Raw genomic sequence first — 21,386 nt, 5'->3', positions numbered from 1 at the left:
CATTTTTTTAGGAGTTTTACATGGGCATTCGTATCACAGGTACTGGGTTATTTCACCCAACAGAAATCATTTCTAATGAAGAACTGGCCGACAGTTTAAATGCTTATGTGGAACAATATAACCAAGAGAATGCAGAGAAAATTGCAGCAGGTGAGCTAGAAGAGTTACGTGGTTCTAGTGCTGAATTTATTGAAAAAGCGTCTGGTATTAAGCGCCGTTACGTGATTGAAAAATCGGGTATTCTCGATCCAAATCGCTTGCGTCCTCGTTTGTCTGAACGTTCAAATGATGAACTTTCACTTCAAGCAGAGTGGGGTGTTATTGCTGCGAAACAGGCAATGGAAAATGCAGATGTAACTGCTGAAGATATCGATGTTGTAATTTTGGCATGTTCAAACATGCAGCGTGCTTATCCAGCTGTAGCGATTGAAATTCAATCGGCACTTGGCATTCAAGGTTATGCCTACGACATGAACGTTGCATGTTCAGCTGCCACTTTTGGTTTGAAACAAGCGGCTGATGCAATTCGTTCAGGTGCTCGCCGTGTTTTATTGGTAAATGTCGAGATTACTTCTGGTCACCTAGACTACCGCAACCGTGATTGCCACTTCATTTTTGGTGATGTTGCAACGGCTTCTATTATTGAAGAAACCACTACTAAGACTGGTTTTGAAATTTTAGATATTCATTTATTTACTCAATTTTCAAACAACATTCGCAATAACTTTGGTTTCTTAAACCGTAGCGAAGATGCGGTCGTTGATGACAAGTTATTCCGTCAAGATGGCCGCAAAGTATTTAAAGATGTTTGTCCGTTAGTGGCAAAAATCATTAATGCGCAGTTGGAAAAAATGCAGTTAACTGCAAACGATATTAAGCGTTTCTGGTTACATCAAGCGAATGCCAACATGAATGAACTAATCTTGAAATATGTTGCTGGTAAAGAAGCTGATTTAAGCCGTGCACCAATTATTTTAGATGAGTTTGCAAATACCTCTTCAGCAGGCGTTATTATTGCTTTACATCGTACAGGACACGAAGTAGATAATGGCGAGTATGGCGTGATTTCATCTTTCGGTGCTGGTTATTCAGTAGGCTCAATTGTTGTACAAAAGCATGTTGCTTAAGCTACAAGATTAATTAAAAACGCTCGTAAGAGCGTTTTTTTATGGGTCGAAAATAATAAAGCGGACTAAAATTAGCCCGCTTCAATTGAATCAAAAATGATTAAAACTTTTTGGTGTAGTTTACAAACAGGCGATCTTCACCAAAGTCATTGCCATGTTTAACGTTGTAATCAATTCGAATATATTGCAGAGCGACGCCTTTTAAGAATGACTGCTGAAACGCATAATTTAAAATCACATTCGATTCGGTTTCGTGGTTTTTTTCACCATTGGCTGCTTTAAAATCATGGCCATAGACATATTTCACCATCGCATTTAGGCCCGGTACATAATCTTTAAAGTCATAGCCATACATGACATGGTAAGACTTTTCGTCTTCTTTAAAGAATCCAGTTGCGTTCCAGTTAATGAAATACGTCTCTGGTAAGAAACCATCCGGTAATGGATAAGCCGACTCACCCATAATTTGTTGATAACCTAAACCAAAGGTATGATTTTTTACTTTAAGTGTTTCTAACACCCCAATGTTTTGCGCATCAATATCAAAAGTATTGCCGTCATCTTTTGCATTGAAATATTTAAACTTAGACGTAAGCGCAAAATTAGGTTGTTTCCAATTATGCTCAAGCCCTACATAGTGTTTGTTGTAGAGGTCTTCTAAATTACCAAAATAGTATTCACCCTTGAGTGATGGCGTAAATTGATAGCGCAGATCTATGTAATTTAAACCATCAGATTCTTTAGTTATTCCATTTGCCGTGAATGAAAACTTTTTAAAGTCTTCTTCATTTCGTGGAGAGACTTTTTCCACTCGGCCAATTTCTGCATACAGCTGATCTGAAAGTTGCGATTTAAGGTTGGTTCCCCAATAAGAAGCAAGCAATTGTCGGCTGGCATCCACAGCCGTTACAGGCAAGTCTAACCAGAGTTCACCGACACTTAAAAGTGTTTTGTCATATCCCAGTTTTAAAGTGGCGCCGTATTTTAAGAAGTCAGATGCTTGTGATTGAGTTTCTTTATTAAAAGGCAAAACCGTGTCCGCAACATGTTTGTCTGAACTCAAGCGCACGGCGTATTGTACAGAAGCATCTGCACCAATCGTAATAGGCTTGTCTGCTATGACTAACGGGGTGTCATGCATTTTCGATTTATAAAATAATGACGCTGCCTGAGACCAACTACCAGTATCTTTAAGTGCATCATTATCAAAATTACGGTTGATATAGGCGTTTTTTAAAGTGAATTTCCATTCATCTTCAGTTTGCTGATTTGGATTCGCAGCGAATGAATTGCCATACATCAACACTAAGGTTGCGAAAGTTAAAGCACATGGCTTAAAGCGATGTAATAATTCCATAATCCATTTCCAAAAAGATGCGCCAGTCCTCGGCGCATTTATGTTTACTGCTGGGTAAGCGTGTTTTGAGGGTTAAAAGTTGATGGCGTTTGTGCGGCGACAGAGGCTTTTAGATTGACCATAAATATTGCAAGTGCAGCAATCACACCCGGAATTGCAATCGCTAAGAAATTCATTTGGTGAGGAAGCTCAAGTGTGAGTAGGGCTCCGGTTAAAACTGGTCCAATAATTGCGCCAATACGACCAATTCCAGATGCCCAGCCCATGCCAGTTGAACGAAGTGCTGTTGGATAGAACTGTGCCACGAAAGTGTAGAGTAAGATTTGTGAACCAATTGTTGCAGCCCCAGCAATCGCAATTAGGCTATATAAAATAAATTGTGGACTATTAATGCCAAGCAGAATTAAAGCTGCTGATCCCACAATAAACATAATGGTAATGACAGGTTTTAAATGGAATCTGTCTGCTAAAGCACCGCCACCAATTGCACCGACCATACCGCCAATATTGAGTGCAAAGAGGAATAACATGCTCGCACCTAATGAGTAGCCCGCTTGCAGCATGAGTTTAGGTAACCAGCTTCCTAAGGCATACACCATGAGTAAGCACATAAAGAAAGCAATCCAGAACATAAATGTGCTGAAGGTACGACCTTGTTGGAAAAGCGCACGGACAGGTGCATCTGTTGTTGTGCTTTCGTTTAATACCAGTTGAGTATTGGCGTTTACCTGAGTTTGAGGTGCAATTTTACTCACAATACCTTTCGCCTGTTCGCTATGGTTCGATTTCACTAAAAAGGTGAGAGATTCTGGCAAAAATTTCCAGATGAGTGGGAGCAGCAACAGGGGAATACCCGCAATTAAAAACATGATTTGCCAGCCCATATCTTTTACTAGCCATGCACCGAGTAGAGCAGATGTCATGCCACCAATTGCATAGCCACTAAACATGATTGCCACTAATGTACTGCGGATTTTTTTTGGTGCGTATTCGGTCATAAGCGCAACGACGTTTGGCATAACGCCACCAATACCAAGGCCTGCAATAAAGCGTAAAATAGCAAACTCAGTTGGCCCTTTGGCAAAGGCACCTATAAAGGTAAATCCGCTAAATAAGGTGACACAAATCAGGATGGTTTTTTTACGTCCCAGTTTGTCTGAAAGTGTGCCGAAAATCATGGCACCAAACATCATCCCAAATAGCGCAGCACTGGCGAGTAAACCAGCTTCAACAGCAGTTAATGACCATTGCTGCATTAACAGCGGAAGAGCAACCCCATAAATAACTAAATCATATCCATCAAAAATAATAATAAGTAAGCACCATATTAAAACTTTCCAATGAAAAGAGGTAAAACTGGCTTTATCAATTAACTCATTAATATTAACTTTGCTCGTATCCATTTTCTTCACCTCCAATTTGTGAAGCATCGCGTTATTTTTAAATAAACTATTTTGTTATTGGATTAGAGTCAAAAACCTAATTGATATATCTTTATGTCTTTAAGGTATTGTGCTTAAATTAATACAAGTAATTGAAAAATATAATTTGTTTTATTGACTTTGTGAGGGTTTTTGTTGTGTTTAAAATAGGGTTAAATATTGTATAGTGAGAATTTTAAGGGTTTTATAGATACTTTTTTATAGATTTTATTGATGAGAATCACGCTTGAAAATATCGCTAAATTTATATTATAAATTGAAGTGAAAATATAAAAACAAAATACTAAATTCTATTATTTAATTGTTTTAAAGATTCATCTTGAAAATGAAATTTACTCTATATTCAATAAAAAATCGACAAATCAGAATTAGCAAATTATTTGCATCCTGATGTGACGATTGAGGCTTTATTTTAGTGGGAGCGCTTAGATAAAAAATTAATTTGTGGCTGGCGTTGAGCGTGGTGTGAGAATGAAATGGGCGATTACACCAATACAAATGCCCCAAAAAACTGAGCTTAATCCAAGGAAATGCATGCCTGATGCTGTCGCTAAAAAGGTAATAAGTGCAGCATCACGTTGATTGTCATTTTTCATGGCAACAGAAATATTGGTGGCAATGGCACCTAACAAAGCTAAACCTGCCAGTGCTGCAACCAACTCTTTAGGAAGTAAGCTAAATAGCATGACAATACTGCCAGCAAATAAGCCACCTAAAATATAAAAAATTCCGTTGGCGATTCCTGCGATATAGCGTTTTTCTTTCAGTTCATGTGCATCTTTGCCCATACATAAAGCTGCGGTAATTGAGGCAAGCACAATGGTAATACCGCCGACACAGGCAACGGCTAAAGAAGCAATACTGGTGACAGTAATAATGGGTTTGGCTGGGGTGTCGTAACCGCTGAGTTTCATAATCGCCATACCTGGTAAAAACTGACCAGTTAGACTGACTAAAATGAGAGGGACAGCGAGGTTCAGTGTTGAGTTCCATGTCCATTCTGGGCTAATCCACTGCGGGATCGCTAAACTAAAACTCACATCAACTGGGTTCATTTTGCCTAAAATGAGGCTTAATAAAACTCCAGCAGCTAACACCCAAATCATGGTGTAGCGTGGCATTAAACGCTTGGCAATTAAAAAGACAATGAGCATGCTAAAAACAATAAAAGGCATGCTATCAGATGCGGTAAATAGGCCAATACCAAATTGAAAAAGAATACCAGCCATCATGCCCGCAGCGACGTCTTGCGGAATCCATTTAAGTAACTTGTCGAAGTAACCTGTAACGCCAATTAAAAAAATAACGATGGCAGAAGTAATATAGGCGGCTACCGCTTCATTCAACGAGACGTTTGGAAATAAGGTAACTAACAGGGCAGTGCCTGGTGCGGACCACGCGGTTATGACAGGCGTTTTATATTTAATCGAAAGATAAATACCTGAAACGGCAGCACCAATTGAGATTCCCCAAATCCATGACACTATCATGTCGGTGGATACATGGGCACGCTGAGCAGCTTGGAAAAAAATAATCAGTGGGCCTGAGTAAGAAATTAAAACCGCAAGAAAGCCAGCAACTGTTGCTGATATGGACCAGTCATTTTTTAATGTCTTTAACAGGGTTGCCATGTGTGATTGCCTCCATGCAAATCATGTTATTTACCCAATCATGCAAAAAGATCAGGGTTAACCCTGATCTCCACCTCCGACTGAAATAACCGAGCCAGTCATATATGATGCTTCGTCTGATGCAAGAAATAAAATTGCATTGACTTGTTCTTGAATTGTGCCATAACGGCCCATAAATGTTCGATCTATTGTTTGATCAACCACTTGCTGCATCCAGTCTTTTTCATTTTGACTTAACGGGTTGGCGTTACGTGGCACTTTACGAGGTGGCGCTTCGGTTCCACCCGTCGCAACAGCATTGACTCGAATTCCGTCTTTCGCATGTTCAAAAGCAAGCGATGCCGTTAAAGCATTTACACCACCTTTAGATGCAGAGTAGGGAATACGGTTAATACCACGGGTTGCAATTGAAGAGACATTTACAATAACACCCGCTTGTTGCTTAATCATGGCGGGTAGCACAGCGCGGCAGCACCATAACGTTGGAAACAATGAGCGATTGACTTCCTTAATGATTTCTTCTTCGGAAAACTCTTCAAAAGGTTTCATCCAGATCGCGCCACCCACATTATTAATCAGGATATCTACCCGACCATAATGTTCAATGGCTTTTGCAACAACTGCTTGCGCGCCTGCATAGGTTTCTAGGTCAGCATTAACCGTGACAGCATCACCACCTGTACACTGAATTTCTGTGAGAACCTCTTGAACATATTCAGAGCGGTCAGCCATGATGACTTGTCCGCCCTCAGCCGCGACTTGTAATGCCACGCCGCGACCAATACCTTGGGCACTACCCGTAACAATCACAACTTTATCGGTAAATCTTTGACGATTTGACATAGATAATTTCTCCACCTTAAGTTAGTTTGCAGAGAATTTTTCAAACAAGAAGTTTGCTGGTTTGATATTTTCAGTTTCTAACCAACCACGTACAGCCTCTACCATCGGTACTGGGCCACATAGATAAACATCGACGTCGCCACCGTTTAACCATTCACTTTCAATATGACCAGTGACATAGCCTTTGCGTTCATGGTTACTCTCAGGGCTTGCAACTACAGTGCGGTATTCAAACCATGGGAATTTCGCCTGCAACTCATTGAGTTTTTCTAGAGCAACCAAATCAAAGTCATTGGTGACACCAAAAACCAAGCGAACAGGCTGTTCAGAACCTTTTTCTTCAAGCACTTGTAACATCGACATAAATGGGGCAATGCCAGTACCGCCTGCAAGCATCAACACTGGACGAGCTACATTACGTAAATAGAAGCTACCGAATGGACCGGTAAAAGTCATTTTGTCGCCAGTTTTGGCATTCTTACTTAAGAATTCACTCATTTTGCCATTTGGTACATTACGTACCACAAAACCAGTTAAACGATTACCCGGTTTTGAGCTAAATGAATATGAACGGGTTTCGCCGGTTTCTGGAATTGCAACATTCACATACTGACCTGCAAGGAAATGAATATCCGGTTGGCCTTCATCAAGTTGAATATCAAATGTGATGGTTGAGTCTGATAAGTTTTCAACGCGGGCTAAAGTACCTTGGAAACTATGAATTTCTGTTTTACAGACATCTGATGAGGCTTGAATTTGGAATACCGCATCGGAAGTTGGGCGACATTGGCAAGCAAGAATATAGCCTTGCTCAGCTTCTTCAGGGGTTAATGCATCTTCAATATAGGTTTCTTCTGGCATGTCATAACTACCGGATTCGCAAAATGCGCGGCAAGTTCCACATGCACCATCACGGCAATCCAAAGGAATATTAATTTTTTGGCGATAGGCTGCGTCAGATAGGGTTTCGCCTTGAGCTACGTTAATGAAACGTGTAACACCATCTTCAAATTGAAGTGCAACATTGTGGTTTGACATGGCATGTATCCTACAAAATATTTGAAACTTTTACCCTCAGCCAACAGTCCGTTTAACTGAGGGGGTATGTCTTAAAGGTGGTAGATATCAATGACTTGATTGATGTAGTCATTTTTCAAAACGACATACTTGCTCAAGATTTTTGGTTGATCACCTGAAAAATCGATCACATAACGTGACATACCGAAATAGCTGTAATTTGTCTTGTAACGGAAACTCAAGGTATTCCAGTTAAAGCGAACAGTAACTTTGTCGCCATCGCGCTCAACAACTTCAACGTTGGCAATATTGTGGCTTGTGCGTGTGTCTGGCATGGTTGCCGATGAGCGTTCAGTTTTAATACGGAACACACGATCTTCTAAACCTTGACGGTCTGGATAATAAATAAGTGAAATTTCAGATTGTGGATCTTCAGTTAATCTATCGTCGTCGTCCCAAGCTGGCATCCAGAAAGAAGCTTCCGGTGCGTAACATTCAAGCCAGTCATCCCATTGTTCATCATCTAAAAAACGAGCTTCACGATAGAGAAACTGAGCAATATTTTCTAAAGTTGCTTTGTCTTGAGCACTCATGCTGTTTCTCCCTGATCAGCAATTTCTTTCTCTGATGCAATCGCATGTTTCATGGTGTGTAACCAATATTGATGTTGGGCAAGATAAAGTCCCTCATCTTCAGTTTTTATCCCACTTAACATGGGTTTTAAACCGATTTCATTCGCTGCATCGTCTGGTCCATAAATCCAGTGTTTTGAACCACGACACATGTCATTCCATTCAAGGGCAATACCTGCGTAGCCTGCCTGACAAGCACGGAACTCTTCTAAATCGTCTGGTGTTGCCATGCCTGAAGCATTAAAGAAATCTTCATATTGGCGGATACGACGTGCGCGAGCTTCGGGTGCTTCGCCTTTAGGCGCGATACAGTAAATGGTGACTTCAGTTCGATTAACCGAAAGTGGGCGAAGTACACGAATTTGCGAACCGAACTGATCCATCAAATAAACGTTTGGATAGAGACACAAGTTACGTGAGCGCTCGATCATCCATTTCGACATCGCTTCACCGTATTTTTCGGTGTATTCATCTGCTTTCGGGAAGTTTGGACGGTCTTCTGGGTTTGCCCATTGTGTCCAAAGCAACATGTGGCCATTTTCAAAGCCATAGGAGCCACCGCCTTGTTTACCCCAAGAACCTGCACTCATCGCACGGATATTGTCGGCAGCTTGAGTTTCTTTACGGTGCTGAGTTGTTGCTGCGTAGTTCCAGTGCACAGCAGAAACGTGATAACCATCGGCACCATTTTCAGCGGTGAGTTTCCAGTTACCTTCGTATGTATAGGTAGATGAACCACGTAAAACTTCCAAACCATGTTCAGACTGATCAACAATCATGTCGATGATTTTGGTGGTTTCACCCAAGAATTCTTCAAGTGAAGGAACGTCAGGATTTAAGCTACCAAATAAGAAACCTTTGTAACTCTCAAAACGAGCCACTTTTTTAAGGTCGTGTGAACCATCTTGGTTAAAACAGTCAGAATAGCCTGCTTCACTTGGATCTTTAACCTTGAGCAATTTACCTGAGTTGTTAAACGTCCAGCCGTGGAAAGGGCAAGTATACGTTGCTTTATTACCACGTTTGTAACGGCAAAGTTGTGCTCCGCGGTGTGAACACGCATTGATCATGGCATTCAATTCACCGTTACGGTTGCGGGCAATAATGACAGGCTGACGACCAATGTAAGTGGTGTAGTAGTCATTATTGTTTGGAATTTGGCTTTCGTGTGCTAAGTAAACCCAATTGCCTTCGAAGATATATTTCATTTCGAGGTCAAAAAGAGCTTCGTCAGTAAACACTGAGCGATGAAGTTTAAACTCACCTGTATCGATGTTATCGACAAGTAATTCATCAATACGGTCAAGATGGCTAGTATTGATTACAGGAATACGTGGCATGTCCGTTCTCCGACTTTCCAAAAGTGTGGAAGTCACCAAGGCCTTAGCTACGATCTACAAGGTCTTGATATCCTAATATTGTCAATGAAGCGCATGAGTGCGCTGGGTTTAACCGTGAATTGATGAAGATGAATAACTGGAAGATTGGCAAGAAGGCTTGTTCACAAAGCAATTCATCACTTCATCGGTTTGTTGCTTGTATATACCTTAAAAGAATGGTTAAACTGTGTCTAAGACTGAATTTGCATTTTTTTATATCTTAAAGGTATGGAAACCTTATGGAACTAAGACATTTACGGTATTTTGTGGCGGTTGTTGAAGAGCAGAGCTTTACAAAGGCAGCCGAAAAACTATTTATTGCTCAACCACCTTTGAGTCGACAGATTCAAAATCTGGAAAGCGAGCTTGGCATTCAACTGTTTGAGCGAGGAAGCCGTCCTTTACAAACCACACAAGCAGGGCATTTCTTTTATCAGCACGCCGTTAAACTTTTGTCGAATGCTGAAGAAATAAAAAGTATGACCAAGCGTATTGGTCTCATCGAAAGAAGTATGACCATTGGTTTTGTTGGGTCTTTACTCTATGGTTTACTGCCGCGAATCATTTATTTATTTCGTCAGCAGCAACCCCATTTGAATATTCAGCTCATGGAGTTAAGTACGACTGAACAGCTACAGGCATTAAAAGAAGGACGTATTGATGTCGGTTTTGGACGTTTAAGAATTAGTGATCCTGCTGTTAGACGAATTCTTTTACGTAAAGAGCGTTTGGTGGTTGCTGCGCATACGAGTCATCCCATTGCACAGCGTACGGAAGGGGTATATCTGGCCGATCTCATTGATGAAAAGATGTTTATGTATCCCACTTCACCAAAGCCTAATTTTTCAACTCAGCTTTTGAATATTTTTGCCGAACATAGTTTGGTTCCAAAAAATATGCATGAGATACGAGAAATTCAACTGGCTTTGGGCTTAGTGGCAGCGGGAGAAGGGATCTGTATTATTCCGGCAAGTGCCGATACCATTCGATTTCCACACTTAAACTATATTCCGATTTTAGATAACGGTGCGGTCAGTCCAATTTTTATTACAGCACGGGCAATGGACAGAAGTGAAGATTTACAGTCACTGTTTGATTGTATTTATCAGGTTTATGACTTAGAAGGGATACCTTATCAACGGACGGTTTTTACACTAGATCAGAACCCGATTGATGATTCAAACGGTATCGACTTTTAAATAACGGAAGTGCATAGCCTCAAAAGCTGAAGCTATGCGTTGATGTGTTCTAGAAAGCCCAAATTAGTTTTAGCCAGCTGGTATGGCCTTCGGGACGATATTCGACTTCGGTTTCTTTTAAAAATTTGGCTTCAATAGACCAGTTTTTATCGGCATATTGAATGCCTGGACCAATTGCAAAAGCTTGTCCTTTAAACCCAATGTCACTTCCGTTTACTTTGTCATCTGTAGTTTGTTTAAAAGCATAGCCTTCAACTGCAACTTTGAGTTTGGGGTTAATGCGATAACCTAAGCTATAGTCACCCGCAATGTATTGTCCAGACTTATAGTCGGTTGCGTCGTTACGCGTATTCCAGCTATAAGACAGTTTCGTAGAAAGATCTAAGCCTGCCGCGTTGGCATAACTATAGGCAATAATCGGTCGAATGGTGTGATAGTTTTTCCCGAGATTGGCTTCAACTGGATGTGTCGTACTTGGAGTGTCGTATTCACCTGTCCCAAGTACCGTTTCGAGGGCTGCAATCCAGTGATGATTTCCTTGATGCCAGCCGAGCATACCACCCAAAATCAAGTCTCCGAGACCTTGGTTTGAGTCAGCCATTCCATTTACTTTTAGTCTTAGATCAACCAATGGCTGGGCTACATAAAAACCGAGTTGTCCATCCATAATTTTTTGATCGGTCATCCAGACCAACCGCGGAACCACGGCGTTGACATCAACATGGAACTGATCGGGACCATTTTGAAACTCTGATGCGTGATAATTCTGATAATAACTAAGTAAGTAGACCCCTGCAGGTGGTAGGGCACCCGCCATCATACCTTCGGCACCTAAAGCAAAAGAGTCCGAGCCATTTTCTGTCGCAAATGCATAAGGAAGGTAAAGGGTGCTGATTACACCACATATGATTGCAGCAATTTTGTTATTCATAGAATGTCCTATTCTGTGTTGTTTCGCTTTTTACTGAAAAAACGTTATTCCTTAACGGTCTTTAAAAATTTGAGTCTGTTTAACCTGTAAATTTTGAATGCAGAACTCCTGTGAGCCTTGTATTTGCTTTCTAAATTACAAATACAAAGCTCATTTGAAAAAGCGGAGTGCTTAAAGGTTTATCTTTAAATATGTTTGAATAAAGCTGAACGCGATTGTCCGGCAGCACCATCGGCTGCACTTAAGAAGCGTTCAGTGTGAATGTCCCTTTCGAATAAGCGACTTTGCATGAGAGTTGAAATTGCCGAGTCGATCATGATTGGTGGGCCGCACAAATACGCTTTGTGTCCACCACATCGATTTTCAAAGTAATCGGCAACAGCCTCATGTACAAATCCGGTAAATCCAGTCCATTGGTCTTCTGGTTTTGGTGCATTCAGGGCAGGGATATAACGGAAGTTCGGATAGTCTTTTACGAGTTGTTCAAATAATTCTCGGTTGTATAGCTCTGCCAAGTCTCGTGCTCCTTGGAAGAGGTAAATCGTGCGACTATCTCCAGACTCAAGTAAATCTAGAATCATCGATTGTGGACTTGAAAGACCTGAACCACCCGCAATGAAAATGGCATTTTGATCATCTGACTTGCGTACGAAAAATTGACCATAAGGGCCTGAAATATCAAGCTGATCGCCCGTGGCAAGTTGTTCATGCACATAAGTCGTCGCTGCACCGCTTTCAACTTTACGAATATGCAGCTCAACAATACCCACTTCACTTGGTGAATTGGCAATTGAAAACGCTCGAGTTCCTTCAATGTTTGGGAACTGGACATTGATATATTGGCCAGCTTGGAATTCGATTGGCCGATCTAGTTGTAGTCGGATTCCTTTAATGGTTGGCGATAAGTCTTTTATTTCAATTACGGTCGCTTGATAGTCTTGAACCAAATGACCTAAGAAATCTGGATCTTCATCAACATCGGCTTCAATGACCATATCGGATTGTGGTTTACAGCAGCAGGCAAGCACCTTATTTTCATCACGTTCAATATCCATGAGTGCAAATGGCGAGGCTTCACCGACATCATAAAAACCGTCGGTGACTTGAACCTTACATGTCCCGCAAGTGCCATGACCACAGGCAAAGGGTAACCAAACGCCTTGACGTAAAGCGGCATCTAAAATGGTTTGGTCTTCTTCTACTTCAATCGTTGTTCCGATCGGTTCAATGGTGACTTGATAACTCATGACACACCTCCGAATTAAACGTAGCTGTCGTTATAGCCATTTAACTCTGGCGTAACGAAACGAAGTAATGACTTATGTCCAAAACCAAGCTCTGCCAAAGTTTTTGTACTCTCTGGTTCGATTGTTTGACCATCTAAGGTGTATTGCACTTTTGACCAATCAATTTTGGCAAAATCTGGATGTTGGGCAAAACCACCTGTAATTTGTTGCTCAATCAACTGTCCAAAAGTTTGTTGAGGGGAGGCAAGCATGGCATGTGCCGAGCAAAAAAGGGTGTGATGATCCCAACCCACGTAAAGTAAGAATTGATCGCCATAATTTTTTTGTAGATCAAGCGGTTCAAATTGATAGTTGTTGTGTATTGCGCGAACAGTCATGTTCAATCTCCTTATTTCCTATCAGGCAGCTTGATGACTGCCTGAACAATTCCTTGTGCTTAAGCTGCGTTGCCTTTCCATTTTTTCCAGCGCTGTTGGTCTGGAGAACCTTCAATATCTAGATTGTCAGCACCAACATTCATGCGGTAATAATCGCGGAGCATGGTTTCGAGGTCACCGCCACCACAGTTGCCTTGCAAAATTTGATTTACAGGTAACCATGCTTGTATATATTTCTCAGGCTCGCGTTCGAAAATGTCATGACAGCCATCTGAACAGGTGTGGTAGCGTTCGCCTTGGTAAATGGTATGGCGATAACTGAACTGAGTCGGGTCATCGCCCATTTCGGTAAAGGTCATTGGAATCTGACAAACCTGACAAAGCTGTGGTAAACCTGCGCTATAGAAGCGTTTACCTTCGGCTTCCATTTGGCGAGCCAACTCCCATTTTGGACGGTAGTATTTATCGAAAGTGTCTGGATATTTAGCCGATAACCAATCCATTTCTTCGTCGGTTGGAATCCATGTATGGAAACCGGCAGCATGACCAAAGTTATAGAAAATCCACCATGCCTGATGTGAGACATGCTCTTTTTCTTTCACAATAACATCGCTATATTTCGGCATACGGATGCCATAACGGCTTAAATCTTTAAATAGCGCACCGCCTGCCTGTTCAAAATAAACTTCCCAAGCTTCTTTCCACGACATCACTTTGTTTGGCAGCATGTAATCCATCATCATGCCCACAATTGAAAGCAAACGCGTCCCACGCCAGAACCATTTATCAATCCATTCCTGCACAATCGGCACGTTGTCTTCATGTTGTTCGAGCAAGAATTTTACGATTTCCAGACCAAGCGTCATGTGGCGCGCTTCATCTGACTGTGCACTAAAACCAAAGGTTACGGTTGCCATATCGCCGTTATAAGCTGCTCCAGACATAAACGGAACAAACAGCAAGTTGGTAAGTACATATTCAAAAGCAAAACTAATCGCTAATAAAAACTCGAAAGGGCCAGCAGAACGGGCATCTTCAAAAAATGATTTAGGCACAGACAAATACCAAACGCGGTCATGCATATGCGCCCAGTCCTGAAAACCATCAAAGAACTTGTTGTAATGGCTCATGGCATGAATTTGGGTCTGTACATGACGCAGCTCATCAATCGACTGCATCTGAGAAGCAATACGTGCTCCAATTCCACTAAACTGGCGGCCTACATGGGCATAACCTTGATAAGCTTGATATTCAAGTGGAGTCACCGCCGTTAAAAAGAGTTTGATCGCATTTAAGTAGCGTTCATTACTGACATTCATCTGACCGTTGTTTTGAGCAAACGCATCAAAAATGGCATAAAGTTTTTTCTCTTTTTCTGCCTGATATTTCCAGTAAGCATCCATAGTTAAACGGAATGGATCTTCCCATTTAGACCAGTCCGTAATTTTGATGCCTTCAAACTCTTCATAAGGGAAGGCATCTTTACGGTCAGCATAGGAAAAGTCCCAGTCCAGATCACGGGTTAATGCACGGTAACGATCTTTCGCATTTAATTTTTTGCTGGTTTCTTTCGTTTGAGTTGTCATGATTGATCATCCTTAAATCTTTGTTAAACAACGTCTATGTTGTGATTAATTCCAATGAAGGCGGAAAGTATCGTCATCTTCTTCGACGTTGCCGCCCAGCGTAATCATGTTGAGTTGTAATGATTGGATGTCCCAATCTTGGCCTAGTTTTTCAGATACGGTTTCGGCTTTAATCACCAAATCAGTTTCACTTTCAATTCGGATCATGGCGGGTAAATACTGAATTGAAGCTTCAGGGTTATCTTCTTCAATCGCTTCGAGGATGTAGCGTGAAGTATCGTTGTCTTGTAACGCGAGATAGACTTTAGACATGTTGCTTCTCCTTAAGCATTTGTAAGTGGTTGTAGGCCGAGTTTTTTTGCACGTTCAATAACGGCTTGTTCTGCTTGATCAATTGCCTCTGCTGTTAAGGCTGCTGTTGCCCAAGGTGTAAAGGCTGCTTTCACTTGAGCTAGAGACTCAGTGAACCATTCATTTAATAGCTGTTTGTTATGATCGGATTCTGCTGCCGCAGTTTTAATGACGGTATCTGACCACTTACGTAAATCACCTAAAGTGTCTTTCATAAATTCAGTCAGCATGGCTAAGTCGCGAGCATTTTGAGTGACTAACCACTGATCAAACTGTTGATAGACGAGCTCTGTCACAAAGCAGTCAATCACAAGATTTTGTAATAAGAAAAGTTTGAAGTAGTCTTGCTCGGTGAGGCTTTCTTCACACAGACGGCGTAAGCCTTGCCATGCAGGATGTTGCATCCAAGCCTGTTTTGCCTGCTGTAGTGAGTCGCCGCTGTTGCCATCTAAAGCTAAGCCAATACGCGAGATGTACTGCGCAATTCCTAAACGATCCATCGCGGCATAAATACAAGCTTGGGTAAGCACGGTGCCATAACCATAGGCACTGCCAGACATCATGTGTAAGTTTGCAGTTTGTTCAACGTGGCGAAATGGCAATAGGCACTCAATGACCTTAGCTTTGACTTCATCAGACAAATGTTCTGCAAGCTGACGTTTTTCGAAAAAAGCAAAATTACTTTCGGCAGTGTCTTGTAAACGCGCACGGTGCTGAACATAAGTTCCATAATAGAATTGACGTGGATCTTTGAATGCATACCAATCTTGCATTTGCAGGGTAGTATGGGTTTTGTCATTTAAAGTCTTTTCAGGTTTCCACAAAGGACGATAGTGAAAGTTAGTTTCTGCCTGTACATCGAAACTTACTTCTTGATATCGAGTAGCTGGCTTACTACCAAATCGTCTTTCGATATAGGCGTAGTTCTGGCGGATAGGTTCGACATTTGACGTTTTGATTTCTAAAGTCATGGCTTTATCTCCTTATATTTTTTACATTTGATCATCGTGATCGTTGCTATTACGTTGCGTGCCGACTAAGGTTGCTTCAGTGCCATAGCGCCATTTTTCTTCCTGAGCATCGTTAAAAGCTTGCTGCTCTTGGGTCATTTCAACCACTTGATTGGTCTTACAAAAATCATTAAATGCATGTTTAGGCAAAACCAGTTCCACAAATAGACTTGGATCGTGAATGGCAAAATCGAATTCGATAAACTCTGCGTTTAAGTCGCCAGTGACCCGAATATATTTGGTTAATGCTTCGACTTGAGGTTGCGTCATGCTGTACTCCATCAAGACATGGTCTTGAAATTGATGAATGCTCCTTGCTCTCGCTATAAGCTTTACAAAAGCTATGCCAACTTTATTTTTATTATTAAAAACAATTAATTAAGATTTTTATGGAAAATGAGGAATTTTTTAAATTCACCATTTCATGAATTTTTTTGAATGGTGAAATAGAGATATTCATGATTTGATGAATAGGGTCGTAAAAATTTCTTTTTAGATTGTTTGAGGCTTTAAATGGAGAGATTTAGAAATACTTTTTTAGTATGAAGTTATGTCTTTAAGATACTAGGACATTTATCTGGTTCTTCGATAAGATGAGATAAAACCCAAATGTGTTTAATGGATTAAAACAGATCACTCATGGCTCGAGTAAAATACGATACAACAGGACGATACGCAGATCATCCGCAAGAAATTCACGATTTGCTGTCTAAATTGCACTTTGATACTGCCCACGGCCAAATCTGGTTTGATGAATATCGGATGCTGCTTTTACACACCAGCATTATGGGATATTTGCGTAAAGACTTAGCGCACATGATTGGGCTTGAACGGACCAAGCGTTTTTTTATTCGTTTAGGTTATCAAGCTGGGTTAAAAGATGCAGAAGTTACTACAAAAATGCGTCCCGATTTAAATGAACACGATGCTTTTATGGCGGGTCCACAAATGCACGCCATTCGTGGAATGGTGCAAGTACAGGCCAACCAGCTCAATTTAAGCCACGATAAAAAACAGTTTTATGCCGATTTAAATTGGCTCAATTCTTTTGAAGCCGATGTGCATTTAGAGCATTTTGGCCCAAGTGATGAACCTGCGTGCTGGATGCTTCTGGGTTATGCGTGCGGCTACAGTAGTTTTGCGACGGGCATGACCATTATTTATCAAGAAATAGAGTGTAAAGCTTGCGGCGATGAGCATTGCCGTATTATTGGTAAGCCTTTAGAAGAGTGGGAAAATGCTGATGAACTGATTCAGTTCATGTCTCCCGAACCTATGGAAAAAGAACTGATTGCGTTGCAGGCTGAACTTTTTGAACTTAAAAAATCAATTTATAGCGACAGTGAAGCCGATTACCAATTATTTAGTTCTGTGGGTAAGTCAGCATCTTATAAACAGGTCTGTGCATTATTAACAAAAGCAGCAGGTTCGAAAGTTTCTATTTTGCTACAAGGTGAAACCGGCGTTGGTAAAGAAGCTTTTGCTCGAGGAGTTCATGCAAATAGCCAAAGAAAAGACCAACCTTTTATTGCAGTAAACTGTGCAGCGATTCCACCAGAGTTAATTGAGTCTGAATTATTCGGGGTAGAAAAAGGTGCTTATACAGGAGCGCATCAATCTCGCTTGGGGAAGTTTGAACGAGCCAATGGTGGTACGATTTTTTTAGATGAAGTGATTGAGCTTTCTCCTCGTGCACAAGCAGCACTATTACGCATTTTGCAGGAAGGTGAATTTGAGCGAGTCGGAGATTCACAGACACGTATTTTAGATGTCCGTGTAATTACAGCAACCAATGAAGATCTTGAGCAGGCTGTAAAAACAGGGCGATTTCGGGCAGATTTATATTATCGCTTAAATATTTTCCCAGTACAGATCCCGCCTTTGCGAGAGCGCCGTGAAGATATTCCTTTATTGGTTGAACACTTTCTTCGTCGCTTTGAAAAAATGTACGGCAAAACCATTCAGGGTGTAAGTGAAAAGACCAAAGTTTTTATGCAGCAATATGAATGGCCGGGAAATATTCGTGAGTTGGAAAATTTATTAGAAAGGGCTGTTTTATTAACGGATGATCAGCAACTGATTAAGTTAAATGCCATTTTCCCACAGATCAAGCATGAACCAGAGCAGGCTGTAGTTGTTGAAACCGACTTTGAGCAATTGTTGCAGGCAGCGTTTAATTTAGAAGAACACGAGAAGCAGTTAATTTTAACGGCTTTAAAAAAGGCAAATCATAATGTGTCTGAAGCGGCACGTTTATTGGGGCTAACTCGGGCAGCACTGGATTATCGAATTAAAAAATTTCAGCTTTGAGTCAATATCAACAAGCTCAAAAATAAAGGCCTAACTTTAAACGTTAGGCCTTATCGACTATTGCACTTTCGCTGGGAAACCATCTTCTTCAAGTGCTTCGGTAATTTTATCGACACTTTCACTGCTTTCAACAGTCACGATTTTGGTCGCTAAGTCTACATCTACTTTTGCATTTGGATCGACATCTTGAATCGTTGCAGTCACACCACGTGCGCAGCCACCACAAGTCATATTTTCAATAAGTAGTTTCATATTCATACTCCATCAAGAATGAGATGTTTGTTTGGATAACACTGAGTCTAAACCTTGTCATGATTGTAAGGTCAAGACCAAATTTTTAAAAAAATATGCTTGACCTTCCCATGATGGGAATCTGTATGCTCAATACAGAATATTAAATTTTGCAGATTTGCAGAGGTGTTTGATGGACTCAAAAACCACAAAATTGCCAGCATATAGTGAAACACTCTCAATTGAGGGCATGACTTGTGCCTCCTGTGTAGGACGTGTCGAAAAAGCACTTAAGAAAGTTGAAAATGTAGAGATTGCCAACGTTAATTTGGCAACAGAAAAAGCCGTTGTTTATTCAAATCAACCGATTCAGCGCGAAGCACTGGTTAAAGCAGTTGAACGTGCGGGTTATGATGTTCCAAAAGCTGCACCAGTGGAGTTGTCTATTGAGGGCATGACCTGTGCATCTTGTGTTGCACGTGTTGAAAAAGCCCTCAAAAAAGTAGACGGTGTTCAAGAGGCAACTGTCAACTTAGCAACAGAGCAGGCTTGGGTACAAGCAGATGCATCAGTCAATGTTGAAGACTTAATTCGTGCTGTTAAAAAAGCAGGTTATGACGCGAAAGCAGCTGAAAAAAAACAAGATGAGCAACTCGATAAAAAAGCTTCAGAGTTAGATCAGCTTAAAAAAGATTTGATCATTTCGATTGTGTTGGCCTTACCTGTGTTTATTTTGGAAATGGGTTCACATCTAATCCCAGCTTTTCACATGTGGGTCATGCACACCATTGGTCAATACAATAGCTGGCTTTTACAGTTTGTTTTGACCACATTAGTACTCGTTTTTCCTGGACGCCGTTTTTACCAAAAAGGGATTCCAGCCTTATGGCGTTTAGCACCAGATATGAACTCGCTAGTGGCTGTTGGAACTTTAGCTGCCTACAGTTTCTCAGTCGTGGCAACCTTTATGCCGCAGGTTTTACCACAAGGTACGGTCAATGTTTACTTTGAAGCGGCTGCTGTAATTGTCAGTTTAATTTTACTCGGGCGATATTTTGAAGCAAAAGCTAAAGGACGTACTTCGCAAGCGATTCAACATTTAGTTGGAATGCAGCCCAAAACAGCTCGTATTCAGCGTGACGGTCAAGTGGTTGAAGTTGAAGTTGCTGAAGTGGTCAGTGGAACTATCGTAGAAATTCGTCCGGGTGAACGTGTGCCAGTCGATGGTGAGGTGGTTGAAGGGCACAGCTACATTGATGAATCTATGATTACGGGTGAGCCAGTCCCTGTTGAAAAGAGAATAGGACAGCAGGTGGTTGGAGGCACGGTCAATCAAAACGGAACACTGAACATTCGGGCAACCGCAGTGGGTAGCTCATCTGTACTTTCACAAATTATTCGTATGGTTGAACAAGCTCAGGGTTCTAAACTTCCGATTCAGGGCTTAGTCGATAAAGTCACCATGTGGTTTGTACCGGCTGTCATGCTAATTGCTGCAATTACTTTCTTGGTGTGGTTTATTTTTGGGCCAGAGCCTGCGCTGACTTTTGGTTTAGTGAATGCTGTTGCGGTACTGATTATTGCGTGTCCTTGTGCGATGGGACTTGCAACACCAACTTCTATTATGGTCGGTACTGGACGTGGTGCTGAGTTAGGTGTCTTGTTCCGTAAAGGTGAAGCTTTGCAGCTTTTACAAGAAGCGCAGGTCGTTGCAGTTGATAAAACGGGTACACTCACCGAAGGCAAACCGACACTGACTGACTTTAATGTGCAACAGGGCTTTGAACGCAAACAAGTGCTGACTTTAGTTGCCTCAGTCGAAGCCAAGTCTGAACACCCGATTGCACTCGCGATTGTTCAAGCAGCAGAAAGTGAAGGCCTAAACTTATTACCAGTAACAGCATTTAATTCGATTACAGGCTCAGGTATTGAAGCGGAAGTTTTAGGTCAAAAAGTACAAATTGGCGCAGATCGTTATATGCATCAACTTGGTTTAGACACCAACTCATTCCAAGCGATTGCTGCTCAATTGGGTGAAGAAGGCAAAACACCGCTATACGTTGCTATTGATCAGAAACTTGCTGCAATTATTGCCGTGGCAGACCCAATTAAAGAAACAACCTATGCTGCGATTGAGGCCTTGCATCAATTAGGTCTCAAGGTTGCTATGATTACAGGAGACAACCGTCATACGGCGCAAGCAATTGCCAAAAAGCTGAACATTGATGAAGTTGTGGCAGAGGTTTTACCCGAAGGCAAAGTGGACACAGTTCGCCAACTGCAAAAACAATATGGTCGTTTGGCCTTTGTAGGTGATGGCATTAACGATGCACCAGCCTTGGCGCAAGCAGATGTCGGTTTAGCCATTGGTACAGGCACAGATGTTGCCATTGAAGCTGCAGATGTGGTGCTGATGTCAGGTAGTTTAAAAGGCGTGCCGAATGCAATTGCATTAAGTAAAGCCACCATGCGGAACATACGTCAAAACCTGTTCTGGGCATTTGTATATAACGTAGCCCTAATTCCAATTGCAGCAGGGGCATTATATCCAGCATTTGGTGTGTTACTTTCACCGATGTTTGCAGCAGGCGCGATGGCACTTTCTTCGGTCTTTGTTTTAGGCAATGCATTACGCTTAAAACGCTTTCATGCGCCAGTAGAGTAAGCGTGCTGAAAATCAACTTTTGGTTTAAGATCATGACAGCAGGCCTTAAAC

At 41.5% G+C, this 21,386-nt stretch carries 18 protein-coding genes and 2 pseudogenes; 5 read left to right on the top strand and 15 right to left on the bottom strand.

Features of this window, described 5'->3' with window-relative positions; genetic code table 11:
- Window positions 1-20: 20 nt before the first annotated feature.
- On the top strand, window positions 21-1,127 hold the full coding sequence (locus AC52J8_RS12185) for a beta-ketoacyl-ACP synthase III (protein WP_060465968.1): 1,107 nt from the start codon (window positions 21-23) through the stop codon (window positions 1,125-1,127).
- Between the two features lie 100 nt (window positions 1,128-1,227).
- Here the strand turns inward: AC52J8_RS12185 and AC52J8_RS12180 are convergent, their stop codons facing one another.
- The 7 genes and pseudogenes from AC52J8_RS12180 to benA form a co-directional block, all read right to left on the bottom strand.
- Window positions 1,228-2,484, bottom strand: a complete 1,257-nt coding sequence (locus tag AC52J8_RS12180) for an OprD family outer membrane porin (protein ID WP_086400096.1) — start codon at window positions 2,482-2,484, stop codon at window positions 1,228-1,230.
- 44 nt (window positions 2,485-2,528) lie between these two features.
- Window positions 2,529-3,887, bottom strand: coding sequence for an aromatic acid/H+ symport family MFS transporter (locus AC52J8_RS12175; RefSeq protein WP_086400095.1), 1,359 nt, complete (start codon window positions 3,885-3,887; stop codon window positions 2,529-2,531).
- Window positions 3,888-4,363: 476 nt separating this feature from the next.
- Window positions 4,364-5,557, bottom strand: a complete 1,194-nt coding sequence (benE, locus tag AC52J8_RS12170) for a benzoate/H(+) symporter BenE (protein WP_086400094.1) — start codon at window positions 5,555-5,557, stop codon at window positions 4,364-4,366.
- Between the two features lie 57 nt (window positions 5,558-5,614).
- Window positions 5,615-6,400, bottom strand: coding sequence for a 1,6-dihydroxycyclohexa-2,4-diene-1-carboxylate dehydrogenase (locus tag AC52J8_RS12165; protein WP_086400093.1), 786 nt, complete (start codon window positions 6,398-6,400; stop codon window positions 5,615-5,617).
- A 21-nt stretch (window positions 6,401-6,421) separates the two neighbouring features.
- Complete coding sequence (gene benC, locus AC52J8_RS12160; RefSeq protein ID WP_086400092.1) at window positions 6,422-7,438, bottom strand: benzoate 1,2-dioxygenase electron transfer component BenC; 1,017 nt, start codon at window positions 7,436-7,438, stop codon at window positions 6,422-6,424.
- A gap of 52 nt (window positions 7,439-7,490) precedes the next feature.
- Window positions 7,491-8,010, bottom strand: a pseudogene (gene benB / locus AC52J8_RS12155) (benzoate 1,2-dioxygenase small subunit).
- Entirely contained in the window at window positions 8,007-9,389 is a 1,383-nt protein-coding gene (benA, locus tag AC52J8_RS12150) for a benzoate 1,2-dioxygenase large subunit (protein ID WP_002119889.1), read from the bottom strand. The pseudogene benB and the gene benA overlap by 4 nt, the downstream one beginning before the upstream one ends.
- 122 nt (window positions 9,390-9,511) lie before the next feature.
- Here benA and AC52J8_RS12145 point away from each other — a divergent pair.
- Window positions 9,512-9,623, top strand: a pseudogene (locus tag AC52J8_RS12145) (hypothetical protein).
- Window positions 9,624-9,667: 44 nt separating this feature from the next.
- On the top strand, window positions 9,668-10,627 hold the full coding sequence (locus AC52J8_RS12140; RefSeq protein ID WP_017386346.1) for a LysR family transcriptional regulator: 960 nt from the start codon (window positions 9,668-9,670) through the stop codon (window positions 10,625-10,627).
- 49 nt (window positions 10,628-10,676) lie between these two features.
- Here AC52J8_RS12140 and AC52J8_RS12135 read toward each other — a convergent pair whose 3' ends face one another.
- The 7 genes from AC52J8_RS12135 to AC52J8_RS12105 all read right to left on the bottom strand — a co-directional run bounded on the left by AC52J8_RS12135 (window position 10,677) and on the right by AC52J8_RS12105 (window position 16,399).
- A complete protein-coding gene (locus AC52J8_RS12135) occupies window positions 10,677-11,558 on the bottom strand; it encodes a SphA family protein (RefSeq protein ID WP_086400090.1) in 882 nt (293 codons plus the stop codon).
- A gap of 185 nt (window positions 11,559-11,743) precedes the next feature.
- Window positions 11,744-12,805 carry an NADH:ubiquinone reductase (Na(+)-transporting) subunit F gene (locus AC52J8_RS12130; protein WP_069030557.1) on the bottom strand — a complete coding sequence of 354 codons (1,062 nt, stop codon included), beginning with the start codon at window positions 12,803-12,805 and terminating at the stop codon, window positions 11,744-11,746.
- Window positions 12,806-12,819: 14 nt separating this feature from the next.
- Entirely contained in the window at window positions 12,820-13,182 is a 363-nt protein-coding gene (locus tag AC52J8_RS12125; protein WP_032055522.1) for a phenol hydroxylase subunit P4, read from the bottom strand.
- A 59-nt stretch (window positions 13,183-13,241) separates the two neighbouring features.
- The gene (locus AC52J8_RS12120; RefSeq protein WP_086400089.1) at window positions 13,242-14,768 is read right to left on the bottom strand and encodes an aromatic/alkene/methane monooxygenase hydroxylase/oxygenase subunit alpha; all 1,527 of its coding nucleotides are present in this window, start codon (window positions 14,766-14,768) and stop codon (window positions 13,242-13,244) included.
- 45 nt (window positions 14,769-14,813) lie between these two features.
- Window positions 14,814-15,080, bottom strand: coding sequence for an MmoB/DmpM family protein (locus AC52J8_RS12115; protein WP_000049450.1), 267 nt, complete (start codon window positions 15,078-15,080; stop codon window positions 14,814-14,816).
- Between the two features lie 11 nt (window positions 15,081-15,091).
- Complete coding sequence (locus AC52J8_RS12110; protein ID WP_086400088.1) at window positions 15,092-16,090, bottom strand: aromatic/alkene monooxygenase hydroxylase subunit beta; 999 nt, start codon at window positions 16,088-16,090, stop codon at window positions 15,092-15,094.
- A 21-nt stretch (window positions 16,091-16,111) separates the two neighbouring features.
- On the bottom strand, window positions 16,112-16,399 hold the full coding sequence (locus tag AC52J8_RS12105) for a phenol hydroxylase subunit (protein ID WP_000193471.1): 288 nt from the start codon (window positions 16,397-16,399) through the stop codon (window positions 16,112-16,114).
- A 369-nt stretch (window positions 16,400-16,768) separates the two neighbouring features.
- Between AC52J8_RS12105 and mobR the strand changes: the two genes are divergently transcribed.
- A complete protein-coding gene (gene mobR, locus AC52J8_RS12100; protein ID WP_086400086.1) occupies window positions 16,769-18,439 on the top strand; it encodes a phenol degradation transcriptional regulator MobR in 1,671 nt (556 codons plus the stop codon).
- Between the two features lie 57 nt (window positions 18,440-18,496).
- Here the strand turns inward: mobR and AC52J8_RS12095 are convergent, their stop codons facing one another.
- Complete coding sequence (locus AC52J8_RS12095; RefSeq protein ID WP_001985155.1) at window positions 18,497-18,697, bottom strand: heavy-metal-associated domain-containing protein; 201 nt, start codon at window positions 18,695-18,697, stop codon at window positions 18,497-18,499.
- A 166-nt stretch (window positions 18,698-18,863) separates the two neighbouring features.
- On the opposite strand from AC52J8_RS12095, the gene AC52J8_RS12090 reads away from it, so the two are divergent.
- Window positions 18,864-21,335, top strand: coding sequence for a heavy metal translocating P-type ATPase (locus AC52J8_RS12090; protein WP_086400085.1), 2,472 nt, complete (start codon window positions 18,864-18,866; stop codon window positions 21,333-21,335).
- Window positions 21,336-21,386 lie beyond the last annotated feature (51 nt).

The sequence above is a fragment of the Acinetobacter sp. S-1 genome (genome assembly GCF_059579785.1).
Note: the sequence above shows the minus strand (reverse complement) of the source record. Positions and strands in the feature narration are given on the sequence as shown.